At 33.3% G+C, this 17430-nt stretch carries 17 protein-coding genes; 10 read left to right on the top strand and 7 right to left on the bottom strand.

The window, feature by feature from the left end:
* The first annotated feature begins 487 nt into the window (after nucleotides 1–487).
* The 5 genes from ACHRVZ_RS01720 (at nucleotide 488) to ACHRVZ_RS01700 (ending at nucleotide 4608) form a co-directional block, all read left to right on the top strand.
* Nucleotides 488–1255 carry a methyltransferase domain-containing protein gene (locus ACHRVZ_RS01720; RefSeq protein ID WP_395420377.1) on the top strand — a complete coding sequence of 256 codons (768 nt, stop codon included), beginning with the start codon at nucleotides 488–490 and terminating at the stop codon, nucleotides 1253–1255.
* A 129-nt stretch (nucleotides 1256–1384) separates the two neighbouring features.
* Nucleotides 1385–1975, top strand: coding sequence for a TetR/AcrR family transcriptional regulator (locus tag ACHRVZ_RS01715; RefSeq protein ID WP_395420375.1), 591 nt, complete (start codon nucleotides 1385–1387; stop codon nucleotides 1973–1975).
* Between the two features lie 132 nt (nucleotides 1976–2107).
* On the top strand, nucleotides 2108–2806 hold the full coding sequence (locus tag ACHRVZ_RS01710; RefSeq protein ID WP_395420373.1) for an SDR family oxidoreductase: 699 nt from the start codon (nucleotides 2108–2110) through the stop codon (nucleotides 2804–2806).
* 10 nt (nucleotides 2807–2816) lie between these two features.
* Complete coding sequence (locus tag ACHRVZ_RS01705; protein WP_395420372.1) at nucleotides 2817–3584, top strand: SDR family oxidoreductase; 768 nt, start codon at nucleotides 2817–2819, stop codon at nucleotides 3582–3584.
* A gap of 22 nt (nucleotides 3585–3606) precedes the next feature.
* A complete protein-coding gene (locus tag ACHRVZ_RS01700) occupies nucleotides 3607–4608 on the top strand; it encodes an NADP-dependent oxidoreductase (protein WP_395420370.1) in 1002 nt (333 codons plus the stop codon).
* 64 nt (nucleotides 4609–4672) lie between these two features.
* Here the strand turns inward: ACHRVZ_RS01700 and ACHRVZ_RS01695 are convergent, their stop codons facing one another.
* The 6 genes from ACHRVZ_RS01695 to ACHRVZ_RS01670 all read right to left on the bottom strand — a co-directional run bounded on the left by ACHRVZ_RS01695 (nucleotide 4673) and on the right by ACHRVZ_RS01670 (nucleotide 10071).
* Complete coding sequence (locus tag ACHRVZ_RS01695; RefSeq protein ID WP_395420368.1) at nucleotides 4673–5263, bottom strand: hypothetical protein; 591 nt, start codon at nucleotides 5261–5263, stop codon at nucleotides 4673–4675.
* A gap of 181 nt (nucleotides 5264–5444) precedes the next feature.
* Nucleotides 5445–5879 carry an META domain-containing protein gene (locus ACHRVZ_RS01690; protein ID WP_395420366.1) on the bottom strand — a complete coding sequence of 145 codons (435 nt, stop codon included), beginning with the start codon at nucleotides 5877–5879 and terminating at the stop codon, nucleotides 5445–5447.
* 260 nt (nucleotides 5880–6139) lie between these two features.
* A complete protein-coding gene (locus ACHRVZ_RS01685; RefSeq protein ID WP_395420364.1) occupies nucleotides 6140–7684 on the bottom strand; it encodes a hypothetical protein in 1545 nt (514 codons plus the stop codon).
* Nucleotides 7685–8125: 441 nt separating this feature from the next.
* Nucleotides 8126–8863 (bottom strand): hypothetical protein, encoded by a 738-nt coding sequence (locus ACHRVZ_RS01680; RefSeq protein WP_395420363.1) that lies wholly within the window; start codon nucleotides 8861–8863, stop codon nucleotides 8126–8128.
* Nucleotides 8864–9109: 246 nt separating this feature from the next.
* Nucleotides 9110–9436 carry a multidrug efflux SMR transporter gene (locus ACHRVZ_RS01675; RefSeq protein WP_041518880.1) on the bottom strand — a complete coding sequence of 109 codons (327 nt, stop codon included), beginning with the start codon at nucleotides 9434–9436 and terminating at the stop codon, nucleotides 9110–9112.
* Between the two features lie 71 nt (nucleotides 9437–9507).
* Complete coding sequence (locus ACHRVZ_RS01670; protein ID WP_395420361.1) at nucleotides 9508–10071, bottom strand: Crp/Fnr family transcriptional regulator; 564 nt, start codon at nucleotides 10069–10071, stop codon at nucleotides 9508–9510.
* A 251-nt stretch (nucleotides 10072–10322) separates the two neighbouring features.
* Between ACHRVZ_RS01670 and ACHRVZ_RS01665 the strand changes: the two genes are divergently transcribed.
* From ACHRVZ_RS01665 to ACHRVZ_RS01645, 5 genes are all read left to right on the top strand, one after another.
* Nucleotides 10323–10844: an RNA polymerase sigma factor gene (locus ACHRVZ_RS01665; RefSeq protein WP_395420359.1), complete on the top strand. Its 522-nt coding sequence runs from the start codon at nucleotides 10323–10325 to the stop codon at nucleotides 10842–10844.
* 46 nt (nucleotides 10845–10890) lie between these two features.
* Nucleotides 10891–11100: a hypothetical protein gene (locus ACHRVZ_RS01660; protein WP_395420358.1), complete on the top strand. Its 210-nt coding sequence runs from the start codon at nucleotides 10891–10893 to the stop codon at nucleotides 11098–11100.
* Between the two features lie 12 nt (nucleotides 11101–11112).
* On the top strand, nucleotides 11113–11955 hold the full coding sequence (locus tag ACHRVZ_RS01655; protein WP_395420356.1) for a FecR family protein: 843 nt from the start codon (nucleotides 11113–11115) through the stop codon (nucleotides 11953–11955).
* Nucleotides 11956–12054: 99 nt separating this feature from the next.
* Nucleotides 12055–14667 carry a TonB-dependent receptor domain-containing protein gene (locus tag ACHRVZ_RS01650; RefSeq protein WP_395420354.1) on the top strand — a complete coding sequence of 871 codons (2613 nt, stop codon included), beginning with the start codon at nucleotides 12055–12057 and terminating at the stop codon, nucleotides 14665–14667.
* Between the two features lie 5 nt (nucleotides 14668–14672).
* Nucleotides 14673–15512, top strand: a complete 840-nt coding sequence (locus ACHRVZ_RS01645; RefSeq protein WP_395420353.1) for a DUF4249 domain-containing protein — start codon at nucleotides 14673–14675, stop codon at nucleotides 15510–15512.
* Nucleotides 15513–15615: 103 nt separating this feature from the next.
* Here ACHRVZ_RS01645 and ACHRVZ_RS01640 read toward each other — a convergent pair whose 3' ends face one another.
* Nucleotides 15616–17079 carry an FAD-dependent oxidoreductase gene (locus ACHRVZ_RS01640; RefSeq protein ID WP_395420351.1) on the bottom strand — a complete coding sequence of 488 codons (1464 nt, stop codon included), beginning with the start codon at nucleotides 17077–17079 and terminating at the stop codon, nucleotides 15616–15618.
* Nucleotides 17080–17430 lie beyond the last annotated feature (351 nt).

Genomic DNA, 17430 nt, shown 5'->3' with positions numbered 1-17430 from the left:
AAAGAACGCAAAGATTTTTATCTAAGAATGCTTCTAAAAGCGCAAAGTTCGGAAAGCTAAGTCAACACAAAGCTTTGCGAACTTTGCCTTTTTATAAAAGCTACGAGTAAAAAAAAACTTAGCGTTCTTTGCGGTAAAATTTTTGATCTATTCACAAACATTAACGTTGATCTGTTAAGGATTAATTTTAAAACCCGTGGAGAAACATAAAAAATATTCATTAATTATTTTTTACCGCAAAGAACGCAAAGGTTTTATCTAAGAATGCTTCTAAAAGCACAAAGTTCGCAAAGCTAAGTCATTACAAAGCTTTGCGAACTTTGCCCTTTTTATAAAAGCTAAGAGTAAGAAACTTTGCGTTCTTTGCGGTTATTTTTTTTTCGCACCAGAACATTGATATGTTCACAATAGTACATTAGGTTGCAAAACTCAAGACAGAAAACGCGGTAATAATTTTGTATCTTAGTGTATCATAAATCTTTTGCTAATGCCTTGGAATCCGGAAATCTATAATAAATTCAAAAACATTCGATATCAGCCATTTTATGATTTGGCCAATTTTATTCAACCTGAAAAAGGAATGAAGGCTATTGACTTGGGTTGTGGAACGGGAGAGCAAACGGCAATTTTAGCCAATAAGTTTCCGGAAGCTGATTTTCTGGGTATTGATTCATCGGCAGAAATGCTGGAACAATCAAAAGCTTTAGGAACGGATAATTTACATTTTCGTCAGGCAACCACAGAAGAAACTTTAGCGTCAGGTGAAAAATGGGATTTGATTTTTAGTAACGCAGCTTTGCAATGGTCGAATGATCATGAAATATTGTTCGCTAAATTATTAGAGCATCTTCAACCGAAAGGGCAATTTGCAGTACAAATGCCAGTTCAGCCTGAAAATAAACTTAACAAAATCCTTCTAGAATTGGTTAACGAAGAACCTTTTAAATCGTTCTTGAAAGGTTTTAAAAGAGAATCACCAGTTTTGAGTATCGACGAATACGCGCAAATACTTTTTGATGGCGGTCTTGAGAATATTCAAATTCAGCAGAAGGTTTATCCAATAATTGCGAACGATCATGAAACGCTTTATAATTTCATTTCGGGTTCTGCTTTGATTCCGTATATCGAAAGGTTAGAAGGCGAGGAGCAAGCTCTTTTTATTCAAACTTATAAAGAGAGGATAGCAGCGAATTTCCCAAAACTTCCTGCAATTTATTCCTTTAAAAGGGTATTAATGTACGGTAGAAAAGGGTGAGAATTTGGATTGAAGCATTTTAAATTACAGTAAATCATGGTTCTAAAAGACTGTTTTTTAAAATTTTTCTATATTTATACGTTTTTAAAATATACTTTTTAGTATATTTGTACTCTAATTTAGAATGTGATGATGACAAAAGCCGAAAAAACAAAACAATTCATACTAGAAACTGCAGTACCGCTTTATAACGAGAAAGGCATTTCGGGAGTGAATATTGATGATGTATTGGAAGCGACAAAGCTTACAAAAGGATGTTTGTACGGACATTTTGAAAACAAAGAAGATTTATCTGAGCAAGTTATAGACTTGGCACTAAAAAAAGTCTCTGAAAAAATTAGGGAAGCGGTTGCAAAGGGAAAAAGTCCAAAGGGAAAGTTGATTGCCTTTATAGATTTTTATAAAAACCCGATTGATACCTTTATTTCTGGAGGTTGTCCAATATTCAATACAGCTGTAGAATCAGATGATAATTATCCGGTTATGAAAAAGAAAGTAGCGAAGGTATTGAGAACGGGACAGGAAGAGCTTACGAGTTTGCTTCAGGAAGGAATCCAAATTGGTGAATTTTCAAAGGATCTTGATCCAGTTGTTTTTGCTTTCAAAATGGTTGCTGCTATAGAAGGTGGAATTGTAATGTGCAGAGTTATGGAAACAGCTAAACCAATGCAGGGATTATTAAAAAGTTTAAAAATGGAGTTAGAGCACTATTCGCTCTGACCTTTTTTTTGTAATAAAATATACTTTTTGGTATATTATAAAATAGACTAAAAAGTATATTTGTTAAAATTTAGAAACAAATAAAAAATAGAAAAATAACACTAGAATTTTTAATTTAAATCAATATATAAAATGAAAACAACAGGAAATACAGTATTTATCAGTGGAGGAAGTGCCGGAATAGGATTAGCAATTGCTAAAAAATTAAGTGCCGCCGGCAATAAAATTATTATTAACGGACGTAATGAAGAACGTTTGAAAAATGCATTGAAACAATTGGATAATGCCGTTGCAATTCAAGGCGATTTATCAGTAGAAGCAGACCGAATTCGTATTGCAAAACATTTGAAAGAAAATCATTCTGATGTAAATATCATTATTAATAATGCTGGTGCAGCATTTGGTTATTTGTTGAATGAAACTTTGAACGCTCACGAAAAAGCGGCGATTGAAATGAACACGAACTACTTTAGTGTCATTCATTTTACGGAGCTTTTGTTACCGCTTTTAATCCAAAAAACGGAAGCAGCTGTAATAAATATTTCGTCTATTGCTGTTTTTGGCAGCCATAAATTTTTGCCTACTTATGGTGCGACAAAAGCAGCATTACACAGTTACACTGTCGCGCTAAGATACAGTTATGAAGAGCAAAAAAATCTGCAGATTTATGAAGTATATCCTCCTTTGGTAAATACCGAGTTTTCTGCCGGAATTGGTGGTGCTGATGGGATTGCGCCAGAAGAAGTGGCCGATGAGTTATTGATTGCTTTAGAGAAAAATCTATTTGATGTACCGGTTGGCGATACGAAACAATTTTTTAAAGAAGCTTAATAAAGACATTATGAATATAAAAGGCAAAACCATATTAATTACCGGAGGTGGCTCTGGTATTGGATTAGAGTCGGCGAAGCAGTTTTTAGCTGAAGGCGCCAAAGTGATTATAACGGGTAGAAATCAAGCGAAATTAGATGCAGCAAAAAAAGCTTTTCCAGCTTTAGTAGTGATAAAAAGTGATGTTGATAATGAAGCTGATGCGCTATCACTTTTTAATACGGTTGCTTCTTTGGGTGGAATTGATATTTTGTACAATAATGCAGGAGTGGGAACTGAAGCTCTAAATCTTGGCAATGCAAACGATCAGATTCTGAAGAATGCAATTTATGAAATGAACGTTAATTATTTTGGGGTTATTCGATTGAATACTCTTTTTATAAACATGCTAAAATCGCGAAAGGAAAGTGCGATTATCAATACGACGTCTATTTTGAGTATGATCCCTGCTTTAGAAGAACCCACTTATTCGGCGACTAAAACAGCATTGAGTTTTTATACTCAAATATTGAGAAAAGATTTAGAAATTCTCAAGAGTTCTGTAAAAGTATTTGAATTATTACCGCCGCTCGTTGCTACTGAAATGACTGCTAAACGAAATGATAAAAAAATAACTCCGGAGCAATTGGTAAACGCGTTAATTTCCGGAATTAAAAAAGATCGATTTACTATTAGGGTAGGCGATACCAAGCTATTGTATTTTATAAATCGTTTTTTTCCTAAATTAGCTTTTGATTTGGTCAATCCTAAGAAGATTTACGCGCGCCTGAGCTACTAATTTATATTCTAAAATTTATAAAATGAGAGCATTTGTAATTCATAAGTATAGTAAAAATGAGCCGTTACAATTAGAGAATGTGCCAATACCCGAAGTTGGAGACAATGATGTTTTGGTCGAAATTCATGCATCGGGACTGAATCTGTTAGATTCTAAAATAAAGACTGGAGAGTTTAAACTCATTTTACCTTATAAGCTTCCGTTAATTTTAGGACATGATGTTGCAGGTATCATTACTAAGGTTGGAAAAAGAGTCAAAAGATTTAAAGTTGGCGATGAAATTTATGCCAGACCAGCAGATCATCGCATTGGTACATTTACAGAGTTTATCACAATAAATGAGAAAGATGTGGCATTGAAACCTAAGAATCTCACTATGGAAGAGGCAGCGTCGATTCCGTTAGTTGCTTTAACAGCATGGCAGGTTTTAGTTGAAAAAGCACAAGTAAAAGCGGGACAAAAAGTATTTATTCAGGCTGGTTCAGGAGGCGTGGGGACAATTGCAATTCAGCTCGCTAAACATTTGGGCGCTACAGTTGCGACTACTGCAAGCACCAAAAGTTTTGATGTATTAAAAGATTTGGGCGCAGATTATGTTATTGATTATAAGAATGCCGATTTCGAAAAGAGTTTGAATAATTACGATGTTGCTTTGAATAGCCAGGATAAACAAACTCTCGAAAAATCATTACGAGTTTTAAAATCAGGCGGTAAACTTATTTCTATTTCCGGCCCGCCAACACCTCAATTCGCTCAGGAAATTAAAGCTCCTTGGTTTGTGAAAATTATATTATCACTTTTAAGTTCCGGTGTTCGTAAAAAAGCAAAGCAACTAAATATCGATTATTCGTTTTTGTTTATGAGGGCAAGCGGAGAACAATTAAGTAAAATTACGACTCTCATAGAAGCTGGAATAATCAGACCGGTTGTAGATAAAGTTTTTCCTTTTGAAGCAACTAACGAAGCATTGTCTTATGTAGAAAGCGGACGCACAAAAGGAAAAGTGGTTATTAGTGTTAAATAGATTGGTTTTGAAAAGATTTTATAGGTAAAAAGCCCAATTCTAAATGAATTGGGCTTTTTTAATTTTACTCTTTATACAATATTATAGTTGCTTTATATCCTGTACCAACATTCCATTGGCTTGCTTCGATAACGGCACCCTTATCATCATAAACCTGAAATTCGGCTGTGTTTGGTGAAGCTGATCCTTCGTTTAAAGCCTCAAAGTCAATTTTGTTCATTCCTTTTACTAAATTGATTTTGAATCCCTGAAATTCACCATTTAAGCTTACTTCGGGTTCAATAACTTTATCATTCAAATAGACTCTGATTTTATCACCATCTACAAAAGCGGCGTCACGATAACGAACTGTAGAAACAGATGAATTGGTTACAAAACCGCCCAAATATTCATTTCTTCTGTAAAAAATCCCTTCAACATTCGCTTCAGGTTTGTACAGACTATTATTCTTGTAAAGGTCTTCCGGATTAATTTTTAAAACGGTCGGTTCTTTTACAGGAGGCGGATCTACGGTTGGTGGTGTATTTGTTGGAGGTACGTCTTTAATTTCTGAATTTTTAGACTGAATTGGTTTGTATTTACCATTCAGCTCTTTTTGTGCGTATCCATGTAGTGAAGCACCAATTATTACAACTAGGAACAATATCTTTTTCATACTTTTTTTAATATTAATAAAACAAATGAGTCGTTAATTTAAATGCATTAACGGCTATTTATAAAACATCTAATTATATGATTTATTGCCTTTATAGAGAATAAATTAAAAATAAAATCCCTCAATATTATTGAAGGATTTTGTTTTTTTATTCTGGGATAATTAACTGTTGTTGCGTTAATTATTTAGTAACTTTTTTAAATCTCATCATTGGGATGTTATTTGCAATCAAGTTCAATTTTCCGTCTTTATCGATAGAATAACTGTCAATCTTTTTAATTGTTTGCAAAAACACTTGTTCTCCGCCACCTTCACAATACATCATTGTTGTTGCGCCTTGATCACCAAATGAAAGCGATTTTCCTTTTATAGTAACCGGAGAAGTATATCCGTTGCAACCTGCATTTCCATAGACTTCACTTTTACTTTTATCAAATTTGATAAATGGTTTTTTGTCAGGGAACAATCCTTCAAAAGCAATACGCGGGCCGGTGATATATTCCAGTTCCCATGAAGTATTGTATAGATCATCAGTTTTTGCGGTGTCCTTCATTGTTGTACAAGAATTAAATGATAATGCTAAAACAGAAACAAAAAGTAGTACGTAGTTTTTCATAAAAATGTATTTTAAAACATAAATTTACGTGTTTTTTAGTAGAATTTAATTACTAAAGAGCACTTATTTTTATCTGAAATTCCATTTTGTGAGTTTTTATAGAGAAATATTACCTTTTTAATAAAGTTATTACTAATTCAATATTTCATTTTTTACAATATAAATAGGCGCTTTGCCAAACAAAAAACAGGCAAATCCATCTAATGAATTTGCCTGTTTTTATTTATGTTGAAAATCAACGATATATGTTGTTGTAATTTTTAATTCTCGCAGAAAGCTCCAATTTGTTTCAAATGTCTCTCTGTCTGGTATTTATTAAAGTTATCCCATTTTGGCGGAGAAGTTGTTTTTTGTCCGTACATGGCATCCAGACAAACATTATTGTCTTTGTATTTATCATGTAAAACAGCCAGGATTTTAAAGAAAAATTCATCTAGCATGACAATAGCTTCAAATTCAGATTTTAATGTTTCGTAATTATCACCTGATGGATTTAGTAATTGTAAAAGATTTAAAACTTCTTGTTTTTCATCCGCATTGATTTCAGCTAAATAACCCATTTTTAAAGTTTTAAAAACCAAATTATTCCAAGCTTTACTATCATGTCCCCACTGAATATCAGGTAAATTTAATGAATGCTCGCAAATTAGAATAATTGAAAAAAGAACATCATTTAAATACTCTGCCGGAAATTCGTCAAAACTTCTGAATTCAAAACCGCTTTGATACATTTTTTCCTGATTGAAATCAAGACCTACTTCAGAGAGCATTTCGTATTCCATATCAGCTTCTATCTGATCTCTCCACCAGATATTTTCGTCTTTTTCAAATTTCAACAATTTTCTAAAATCATCTACTTTGTATGTCAGGATTTTGCCTTTTGGCATCGCTTTGTTATAAGTTCCTACGCCTATGTAACGAGACATTGCATTGCGCATAGAACCCAAAGTGAATTTTTTGTCCAGTTTATAAGTGTCACTTATTACGCCCATAATATCAGGGCTTCCAAGAGTTGCGATAAAGAAAGGCTCAAACCATTGCAGCATATAAATGGCATTGGCATGTGTTTTTTCGAAATCATTGTAATCAACAATTCTACTGTCTTCCGTTAATGACGGCAATGTGATATGAAAGTGATACGTTCCGTTATTAAATAAAACCAGATTTTCCTGATTGGTCATGAACATATTAAGTCCATTGTTGTAATCCGGAAAATTTAATTTTTCATTTAATACAGATGATTCATTGATTTTATCAAGGAAAAGCTTTTTGGTCGCTTTTAATTCTTTGCACGACTCTGTTACTGTACGATTTTCAAAATATTTGGTTACAAATTCGATAGAGTCACCATCAAAATGTACAGACCCCATTGTTTTATTGCGTTGGGTAATCATGCTTTGAATATTGTAAGGTTGATCCTCAAGGAAAAGTTCCATGATCGATTTTCCAAGATATTCAGGATTTTCAAGTGGTTGTGTGTTTGCTTCAACAGTTTCTGTTGTATCACTTGTTGTTTTTTGTACTGATAATGTTTTGTGTTGGAAGTTGATATCCAGTTTTTCAAGTGAATGACTGTTCATCATTCGGCTCACTTTATAGTTTTTGGTCAAGCCAAAAGCTTCTTTTAATACTGGCGCTAAACTTTCCGGTTTATAACATTTTCTGTAGTCAATACTATATTTTTCAAAACCAATTTTTTCTTGTATAAATTCACCAGAAACTATTAGGGGGTCTTCAAATTGCATATAGGTTTCATTCTCTAATCCTATTCCCCAGTAATACTTTTTTGTCTGATTGTCTTTCATTTATACTAATTTTCTTTTTTATGGTTGATTAAATTTTTCTAATAATTGTTTTTTTATTCGCAAATACAAATCTAGTCGGTTGAAAACCAGAGACAGCAAAACCTTATGATAATGGGTCAAGCATAATTATCGCTTCCATTAAAAAAAGTTCATTTACTTTTAAAACTGTAAGTATATATTTGAGTCTCAGAAATTTTGCATTTGTATCGACTGAAAGATTGATAAAAAGTAAAACTTTATAAAGGGCTTATAAAATTAGAATCGTTATTAATTACTTTTATATCAATAATTTAAGCAGATGAATAGCTTACTTGTAATATCTGCTATTCCTGTTTTTTCTAAGTTGCAAAAGTAGTTATTTATTTTGTGATTTGCAAGTGGGTAACACGCTGAAAATCAATAAAATTTTTGAGCGTTGTAACAATAAGAAGAAAAATTTAATTATTCATGGTAATAGAAGACGTGAGAGGAGTATAATTCGTCATTCCACCAATCTTTTCTAACTTCTGAAAAATAATTATAATTTACCTTTCCGGCCTGTGACTGTAAGGGATAGACTACTATGCCATTTTCTCGATACGCTTTATTTTCATCAGTTTCCGGAACCACGGGAACAATATGCCCGGAAAGTCCTTTTTCTCTTCTTTTGGCACAAATTATTCCAATTCCGCCATTATTATTTACTTCATTTTGAATATCATCAACAGAGAGCATTCTTTTCCATCCAAAACTAGGTCCCCATTCTACAAACCAATCGGTTAAAGCACTGGAATAAATGCGATCTACAGTTTGCTCAAAAACGGCTTCAACTTCTTGTCCTTTCAGTATTTTTTCCAGTGCTTGTGGTGTCCACCAAACAGTTGGTAGATAGACTTTACTGAAATAACAATAATCGTAAGAATATACATTGCAATAAGTGTCTTCAACTGTTCTTTGATATCTAATGTTGGTTTCAACATCTAGTTTATCAATAAGTCGGGCAATGCTTTCTTTTTTACTTGCAGAATTCGTTAAATCTCTAAACGGAATGCTAAAATCTGCAATAGGGTTTTCTTTCCTTTCCATAGAATCTAGTTGAGATTCAGGATCTGGTAATAAATCGGCTTTTGTTATTAAACTATTTGGTATTGTGTTGTTAATCAGTGGTAATGATGTTACTGATTCTATATATTTTTCCATCTTGACTGCTTAAAATTAATTGGCCTGACACTAAAGAAATTGACTATTAGTGTACTGTATTTTTGCCAACCAAAAAGTAAATATAAGGATTTTAAATTTTTTAGACCGTTCTGAAAGCACAGAATCTTTGAAAAATGTTGTATTTAATGGATGATAAATTCAGTTTAATTTGTAAATGGCAAGACTGATGTTGTGGTATTTGGATTGAAAAAAAAATCTCATTTCGCAATGAAATGAGATCTTTTTTTAGTGCGAAACGACTTTTAATCCTATAATAGAACCAATTAATGTACTTAGAAAAAGTATCCTTAAAAAAGTTACAGGTTCTTTAAAAACCAGAATTCCGAGCAGTACAGTTCCAACAGCACCAATTCCTGTCCAAACCACATAAACAGTTCCAATAGGCAACGTTTGTATTACTTTAATCAAAAGTCCCATGCTTACTGTAATCGAAATAGCAAAAGCCACATACCATAAATACATTTCGTTTCCTGTGCTTTCTTTTGCTTTTCCTAAACAAAAGGCAAAGACTACCTCAAATAATCCCGCGATAACCAATAAAATCCAATTCATTTCTTTATTATTTTAATGCAAAGTTGAGAAATGATAAGTGGACAAAATTTTACAAATGTTAAAAAATGAAATTATTTTATTTCAGATCTTATGCGGCTCAAACTAACCTGAGTGATGCCCAAATAAGACGCTATATGTCCTAGTTGTATGCGGAGAAGTAAATCAGGATTGTTTTGCAGTAATTCTGCATAACGTTCTGTAGCAGTTCGAAATTGTCGGGATATCAGGCGTTCCTCTGTTTTAAGTAGTTCTTTTTCGGCAAATTTTCTGCCCCAATTAGCGATAGTAATATCGCTGTCAAAAAGCGATTGTAATTGCTCTGTTTTCAATTGATAGAGTTCGCAATCTTCGAGTAGTTCAACATCTTCGTAACCTTTTTTATTGGCAACATAGCTGTTCATCGACAAAAGTGTGTCACCTTCTTTACCAAACCAAAAAGTAACTTCATTAGTATCTCTGTTGGCGTATGCACGGGCAATTCCTTTTTTGATGAAATAAATGCTGGTTTCAATTTTTTCGGCTCTTAGTAAAATATGTCCTTTTGGATAGTTGATTTCAGTGACACATGCTTTTAATGCACTTTTTGATACTTCGGGAAGTACGTGTATTTTATCCAAAATTAAATCGATGTTCATGTGTGGTATTATTAAAAAGGTAATTTTTGACTAATGTAGTTCAAATTTTTAAAGGACAATAAATAATGTTATGGCGCTTTAGTAAGGTTTTTTACAAACAATATTTTTAGGATAAATAAATTTAGAGAAAAATTCCTGTTCTTTGCAGCTTAAGATTTCTGAAAAAAATGATTAAAACAGTCTTAAGCTTCAAACTTAAAAGTGTAATGCTATTTTTATACTGAGTTTAGACGAATTATCATATTTGCGTTATGGACAATAGAAAGTTTATTTTAAGTTTAAAAAAAGGTAATGAAGCTTCTTTCAAGGAGGCTTATCTCAATTACTACGATAAACTGGTAAACATTGCCAAACGTTTTAACTTCACGGTTCTTACTCCACAAGACTTTGTTCAGGAAACTTTTTTAAGACTTTATAATAAAAGAGAATTGCTTAATGAAGATGTTTTGTTTGATAAACAATTGTTTACCATATGCAAGAACATAATTATTAATCATGTAAACCGGGAAAATAAAATAATTCAGCTTAACCCTTTGCAAGTTGAAATTGAAGAAGAAGAGATTGAAACAGGAATTTTTGAAGAAAGACAAGAAAAATTATATTCCTTCATAAATCTGCTTCCGGAACAGCAACAAAAAATATATACACTACACAAACTGGAAAACCTTAGCTATAAGGAGATTGCAGCAATTACGGATCTATCTGAAAAGACCATTGCCAATCATATTTATCTTGCCAGTAAATTTATTCGAAAAAAAGTCGAAAACCATTAGGAACTTTTATGTTCTCGTTTGTTATATATAAAACGGAAACATAAAAATGAAGATTGAAGCTTATAAAACAGATATTAAAACCAAAGAAGACGCAAGGTTTATTGTTGCACTTCTTCAATTTGTTATTTCTGATTGTATTATGAATTTTGATTTAGAAGACTCTAATCATATTCTAAAAATCGAAACCAACAGAGAGATCAAAGAAATGGTTTATGGTGTTTTTAATAAACAAGGATTTTATTGTCAGAAACTTTAACGCCCCAAAGATATGAATGATAAAAAAATAGAAGACGAGTTAAAAAAAATATGGGATGAAACGCCCGTTTCGCATTCTGATACTGAAAAAGAAGCTTCGTGGGAAGCGTTTCAATCGAAAGCATTTCCTGCAGAGAAGAAGAAATTTAAAATCTGGCGTTACGCAGCTGCAGCATCAATTTTGATTTTCCTGAGTGTTGGAATTGGAACTTATTTTAACAGTGATCCTTTACAGGATGAAATTTTTGCTAGTTCAAACGTAATCGAAAATACAACTATAAAAATAAAAACTGTTTTCTTACCCGATAGTTCAAAGGTAGATTTGAGTCCACATGCTAAAATTAGATACGCCAATAACTTTGAAAGTAACAGAAAGATTGAAGTGGAAGGTGAAGCTTATTTTAAAGTAAAAAAAGATAAAAAACATCCTTTTCAGGTTTTTTGTAATAAAACAACAACTAGAGTATTAGGGACATCTTTTACTGTAACTCAGCAAGACAAAAATGGTGTAATAGTACAGCTTTTTGAAGGAAGTGTCGAAATGAGCGTAGCCAATCAGGATAAAAAATGGATTTTGAAGTCCGGCGAGAAATTCACATACGGAAACAAAGTTGCTGAAGTAGCAGAATTTAACCGATTTATGGATTTTGAAGACGAAAAACTAAGCATTGTTGGTACTTACATTGAGTCGAATTATGGTTATAAAGTAATTCTGCCTGAAGAATATTCAAACGAAAAAATTACAATTCGTATCAATAAAAAAGAAGATTTAAAAACGATTATCCAATTAATATCAGAAATGTATAACCTAAACTACGAAATAAATGAAAAACTAAAACAGATTACTTTTCATTAGAAAAGAAAAGGATGCACTAGCCGCGAAACTAAACATCCTTCCTATTGTTCAGGATAGAAAAACTATCCCATTTAATAATTTTCAAAAATACAAAATTTCATGAAGCATATAATTTCAGCGTGCTTTTTTTTATTCAGTTTATCTGTGTTCGCCCAAAAGGTGACCGTAACTGTAGATAAAACAGTTACTCTAAAAGATTTCTTTAAACAAATTGAGAATCAAACGGACTTTAAATTTGCCTTTACAGGTCAAATCGATACTTCTCAAAAGTATTTTACCAAGAAAAGTACCTATAATAATATTGAAGTAAAAGAGCTTGTTAATGAGCTTAATAGGAATGCATTAGTTCAGTTTTCGATTGTTGGGAATAATATTTTTGTAAAACATAAACCCGCAAAAGGAACTAAAAAAACAAATAAGCTTACAGGACAGGTTCTCGACGAAAGTAGAGAGCCTGTAATTGGGGCTAATGTTTTTATCAAAGAGACTTCTACTGGTGCTACAACAGATAAAAACGGAATGTTTACAATGGAATTGGATAATGGAAATTATACTGTTCAAATTAGTTATGTGGGGTTAAGAAATAAGGAAAAACAAATTACAATTTCTGATGATACACGTATAAATTTTAATATGGACGAGGACAGCCATGAATTAGATATGGTGGTTGTAACCTCAAGCAAGGCAGTTGATGTAAGAAATACTCAAATGAGTGTCAATAAGCTTTCAATGGCTGAAATTAAAAGACTGCCAACTGCGATGGGCGAACCGGATCCTCTAAAATCATTATTGACTTTGCCAGGAGTTACAAATGCCGGTGAAGCATCATCAGGTTTTAATGTGCGTGGTGGAGCAGCCGATCAGAATTTGATTCTTTTAGATGGTGCTCCCGTATATGGTGATTCACATATGTTTGGTTTCTTTTCTATTTTTAATGCAGACATCGTTAGCGGATTAGATTTATACAAAGGAGGAATTCCTTCTAAATTTGGAGGACGTGTTTCCTCAGTTCTTGATGTAAGTCAGCAAACAGGAGATCTTAATGAGTATAAAGTAAACGGAGGTATTGGTCTAATTTCAAGCCGACTTTTAGTGCAAGGTCCTTTAAAAAAGGATGTTGGTTCGTTTATTATTGCTGGCCGCGCTTCTTATGCTCATCTATTTTTAAAACTTACAGATATTAAGAGTTCTGTTATGTTTTATGATATTAATGCCAAGTTTAATTATCGATTGGGAGCTAATAATAGTATTTCTTTTTCCGGTTATACGGGAAATGATTTATTTGATATTAATAATTTTTTCAACACTACCTACGGTAATACAATGGGAACGTTTAGCTGGAAACATAAATTTTCAGACAATTTAAATACTAACCTTTCTGTTTTTTACAGTGATTATAAATTTAATCTTCAGATACCCTTTCAAAAATTTGAATGGGACAGTAAGATCACCAATTACGGTTTAAAATACAACTGGAACCAAACGATATCAGACAATTTTAAACTTAACTATGGTATAGACGGTTTGTATTATGATTTTAATCCGGGAACTGTACAACCGTACGGTGTTGATTCGCAGTACAATTACAATCAATTAGATAAAAAATATGCTCTGGAAACTTCTGCATATTTGGATGTTGAGAATCAAGTTACAGAAAAATTAAATCTTCGCTACGGACTTCGTTACAGTATGTTTAATCGTTTGGGTGGTGAAACTATCAGTACTTACGCAAATGGAGAAGCGGTAGTCTATAATCCGATATATCATATTTACGAAGAAGCAACGCCAATTGGAAGTACCTATTACGGAAAAGGAAAATCCATTAGCAATTTTAATAATTTTGAACCAAGATTGGCATTATCATACGCTTTTAATGATGAAACTTCTGTAAAAGCAAGTTATAACAGAATGGCACAATATATTCATATGTTGTCGAATGCCCGTGCTCCGTTGCCTATGACAATCTGGACACCAAGCGGACCTTTTACAAAACCCCAATTACTGGATCAATATGCGGTAGGATACTTCAAAAATTTTAAAGAACGCGAGTACTCTTTTGAAGGAGAATTATTTTATAAAAAAATTAAAAACCGTATTGATTATATCGATGGTGCCAATTTATTGGGTAATAATAATATCGAACAGGATATCCTGAACGGACAAGCAAGATCATATGGTATGGAGTTATTATTCAGAAAAAATACAGGTCGTTTTACAGGATGGGTTGCTTATACATTATCTAAAGCAGAACAAAAAACACCGGGAAGAACGCCCGAAGAACCTGGGATTGCCAATGGAAATTGGTATTTATCAGGATATGATAAATTGCACAATCTAAATGTTACTGCAAATTATGAATTCAATCCTAAATGGTCCTTTAATGCTAATTTTACCTTACAATCAGGTCAGCCGGTAACATATCCAAACGGTTATTATGAATTTGGCGGAAGAAATGTACCTAATTATACGTTGAGAAATTCAAACAGACTTCCTGCATATCATCATTTGGATATTGGTGCAACCTACACACCTAAACCAGATAAAAAGAGTGGGTGGCAGAGTTACTGGGTATTTAGTATTTATAATCTTTATAACAGGCAAAATGCTGCTTCGATGACGTTCTCACAAAATAACGATACAGGAGCAAATGAGTCCAGACAACTGTCTATTTATGGATTAGTACCTGGTGTTTCTTATAATTTTAAATTTTAATTAGTATGCTAAGATTAAAAAAATACAATTTAAAAAGTAAAGCATTTACTTTATTTAGTCTTCTTTTTGTTTTACTTTTTTTGTCTTGCGACAAGGTTGTTGAACTTGATTTAGAAAACGGAGATCCTAAAATAGTGATCGACGCAGAGATTATTTGGGAAAAAGGAACAAGTGGTAATCAACAGTCAATAAAAATTACCAGAATGGCTCCTTATTACAGTCCTACCACGCCAAAGGTTTCAGGAGCACAGGTAAGAGTTGAAAATAGTGACGGCGTTGTTTTTACATTCAATGAATCTGAACCGGGTCTATATGTTTGTTCTAATTTTGTTCCTGCTATTAATATGGAATACAAATTATTTGTAAACGTTGATGGACAAACTTTAACAGCTACAGAAAAACTAATTGCCGTGCCACCAGTTGAAAGGATAGATCAGGAATTTATGCCAGATATATCGGGACCGGATCTTATTGTAGTATCATTTTATTATAAAGACCCAGCTGATCAGGCTAATTATTATCTGACAGATTATAAAAGTAAATTGTCTGCTTTTCCAGAGTACACATCAACAAGTGATGAATTTGTTAATGGAAATGAAATAGTTGAAAAATTTTCAGATGCAGATCTAAAGCCGGGAATAGTTCTTGACATAACACATCGCGGTGTTTCTAAAAACTTTTATAATTATATGAATTTAATTTTGGAAGTAACAAACTCAAATCCTTTTGCCGCTACACCAGGCAATATAAGAGGCAATATTATCAATACTACTAATGCTGACAATTTTGTACTTGGCTATTTTAGGGTTTGTGAAGCCAATAAAATTAATTACGTAGTAAAATAAACCAGATTTTTTGTTTTTTGCATCCTGTATGTCAGGCTGAGCGGAGTCGAAGTCCTCGTTCCAATTGGAGTGTCTTCGACTTCGCTCAGAATGACAAATGAGATCATTTGTTTTTCTTTTTAATACATCTTCCTCTTGGTTCATCACCTTCATGAAGCACAATGTCAGAATGTAGAAACTTTGCAGCATCGGCTGAATCTTTTACTTTAGTGGCACTTCGCTTTAGCATTTCTTTTTCAAAATTATTCAAGACACTTTTTCGTACTCCCGCTTTTCTCCATTCCGATAGAGGTCTGCATTCTTTTACAATTTCGCGAGCCAGTGAAAGTGCATCCAATAATGCCTGATTGGCACCTTGTCCTTTAAACGGACTCATTGGGTGAGCAGCATCTCCAATAAGAGTTATGGAACCGTCTTTTTGTAATAAATCGGGTGTAAGTAATTCTCGATCGTATACAGGATAACCAGAAACATTAGCTTCTGGAGTTGCGGCTAAAATCTGCGGAATAGGGCTGTGCCATTGGGTTCGGCGGCACGCTTCGTCTTTTAGTGCTTGAGGTCCTTGAGCGCTTAATGTTTTAGCTTCGTCTTCAGACATTGGAAAACTAAGTTGCCACATCACAGAATCTGATTTATAAGGCATCATGTAAATTCGTTCATTACCATTGGCCGTTTGAAACACTGTAGCCGAATCTAATAATTCACTATCGATTGCTTTAAGATCACTCAAATCGCAAATACCCAATATTACAATACAATCCAGGTAACGCAAAGGAGTAAGTTCTTCACCAATCAATAATTTTCGTACAACACTGCGAATACCATCGGCACCAACCACAAGATCAGCCTTGAAGTTTTTTATTTTTCCGTCAACCTGAAAGTTTAGATCGACAGTTTCATCCTCACACTTCTTAAAATCTATTAACTGATATCCCCATTGTACAACATCATGTTTGCCTAGTTGCTCGAGTAAAGCTAAACGCAAAGATTGTCGTGCAATGTGTATATTGGTACGTTTTGGAGATGTTTTTATATCTGATGGAATCCATTTTCTAATTCCCCATTCGCCAATTACTTTTCCGTCGATAGTATGTACAACATGTCTGGTTGAAGTAACGCCATCTTTAAGATCGAAAATTCCCAGTCCTTCAATGGCTTTACTAGCTTGTTGCAGCGTAAGTCCGTAACCCTGAGATCGAGCATCGAAGTTGTTGTCGCGCTCATAAATTGTAAAAGGAATTCCACGGTGCAAACAGGCTACAGCAAGCGCAACGCCACCAATACCGGCACCAATAATAGCAATATGCGGATAATTTTCAGTATCTGCCACAGGAGGATTTGCAGAACGAAGCAATCCAGATCCTGAACAGTTTAAACATGTCGATAAATGAGCTTTGGGACGAACCGGAGGTATTCCTTCGCCGTTTGATTTTTCAAATTGCTCTAATGCCATTTGATAGTGGAGTCTTATTTTCTTGCTGAGTCTTTGGCTTTTTTTGCCGCGTCCCTGACATTCCGGACAAGTCGTCCAGCTTCCTTCTTCATTTTCCACTTTATTTACTTCCAATTTTTTTTCAGGTGCTTATGGTTCTTCTTTTTTTAGAAGAAACTTCGTCGTTGTAATATTAATAAAGCAATGATTATAAATCGTATTGCTAGTTTGTAATAGTGGTACAAATTTAAGACAAAAGAGCGCCAGTACAAAATGAGTTAAGAATTGAAGCAGAATCCCCTTAAAGATAAATCACAATTTATCTCAAAATGATAAAATCGTATCATTTTGAGAAGGAATATCAGTAAGAAGAAAGGCTTGTTTTATGTGTAAGTGGTTTATAGATAGGGTTTAATGTGCAGAGTTTTATTGTGATAATGATATTGGTATATGTTTTGGAAATAACATCAGGTATTTCCAGTTCAT

Origin of the sequence: Flavobacterium sp. FlaQc-57 (assembly GCF_044007395.1) — a bacterium.
Taxonomy (GTDB): Bacteria; Bacteroidota; Bacteroidia; order Flavobacteriales; family Flavobacteriaceae; genus Flavobacterium.
Note: the sequence above shows the minus strand (reverse complement) of the source record. Positions and strands in the feature narration are given on the sequence as shown.

Excerpts from the sequence above, each read along its gene's own strand:
- ACHRVZ_RS01720 (WP_395420377.1), top strand. The coding sequence starts at position 488 with ATGCCTTGGAATCCGGAAATCTATAATAAATTCAAAAACATTCGATAT.
- ACHRVZ_RS01715 (WP_395420375.1), top strand. The coding sequence starts at position 1,385 with ATGATGACAAAAGCCGAAAAAACAAAACAATTCATACTAGAAACTGCA.
- ACHRVZ_RS01710 (WP_395420373.1), top strand. The coding sequence starts at position 2,108 with ATGAAAACAACAGGAAATACAGTATTTATCAGTGGAGGAAGTGCCGGA.
- ACHRVZ_RS01705 (WP_395420372.1), top strand. The coding sequence starts at position 2,817 with ATGAATATAAAAGGCAAAACCATATTAATTACCGGAGGTGGCTCTGGT.
- ACHRVZ_RS01700 (WP_395420370.1), top strand. The coding sequence starts at position 3,607 with ATGAGAGCATTTGTAATTCATAAGTATAGTAAAAATGAGCCGTTACAA.
- ACHRVZ_RS01695 (WP_395420368.1), bottom strand. The coding sequence starts at position 5,263 with ATGAAAAAGATATTGTTCCTAGTTGTAATAATTGGTGCTTCACTACAT.
- ACHRVZ_RS01690 (WP_395420366.1), bottom strand. The coding sequence starts at position 5,879 with ATGAAAAACTACGTACTACTTTTTGTTTCTGTTTTAGCATTATCATTT.
- ACHRVZ_RS01685 (WP_395420364.1), bottom strand. The coding sequence starts at position 7,684 with ATGAAAGACAATCAGACAAAAAAGTATTACTGGGGAATAGGATTAGAG.
- ACHRVZ_RS01680 (WP_395420363.1), bottom strand. The coding sequence starts at position 8,863 with ATGGAAAAATATATAGAATCAGTAACATCATTACCACTGATTAACAAC.
- ACHRVZ_RS01675 (WP_041518880.1), bottom strand. The coding sequence starts at position 9,436 with ATGAATTGGATTTTATTGGTTATCGCGGGATTATTTGAGGTAGTCTTT.
- ACHRVZ_RS01670 (WP_395420361.1), bottom strand. The coding sequence starts at position 10,071 with ATGAACATCGATTTAATTTTGGATAAAATACACGTACTTCCCGAAGTA.
- ACHRVZ_RS01665 (WP_395420359.1), top strand. The coding sequence starts at position 10,323 with ATGGACAATAGAAAGTTTATTTTAAGTTTAAAAAAAGGTAATGAAGCT.
- ACHRVZ_RS01660 (WP_395420358.1), top strand. The coding sequence starts at position 10,891 with ATGAAGATTGAAGCTTATAAAACAGATATTAAAACCAAAGAAGACGCA.
- ACHRVZ_RS01655 (WP_395420356.1), top strand. The coding sequence starts at position 11,113 with ATGAATGATAAAAAAATAGAAGACGAGTTAAAAAAAATATGGGATGAA.
- ACHRVZ_RS01650 (WP_395420354.1), top strand. The coding sequence starts at position 12,055 with ATGAAGCATATAATTTCAGCGTGCTTTTTTTTATTCAGTTTATCTGTG.
- ACHRVZ_RS01645 (WP_395420353.1), top strand. The coding sequence starts at position 14,673 with ATGCTAAGATTAAAAAAATACAATTTAAAAAGTAAAGCATTTACTTTA.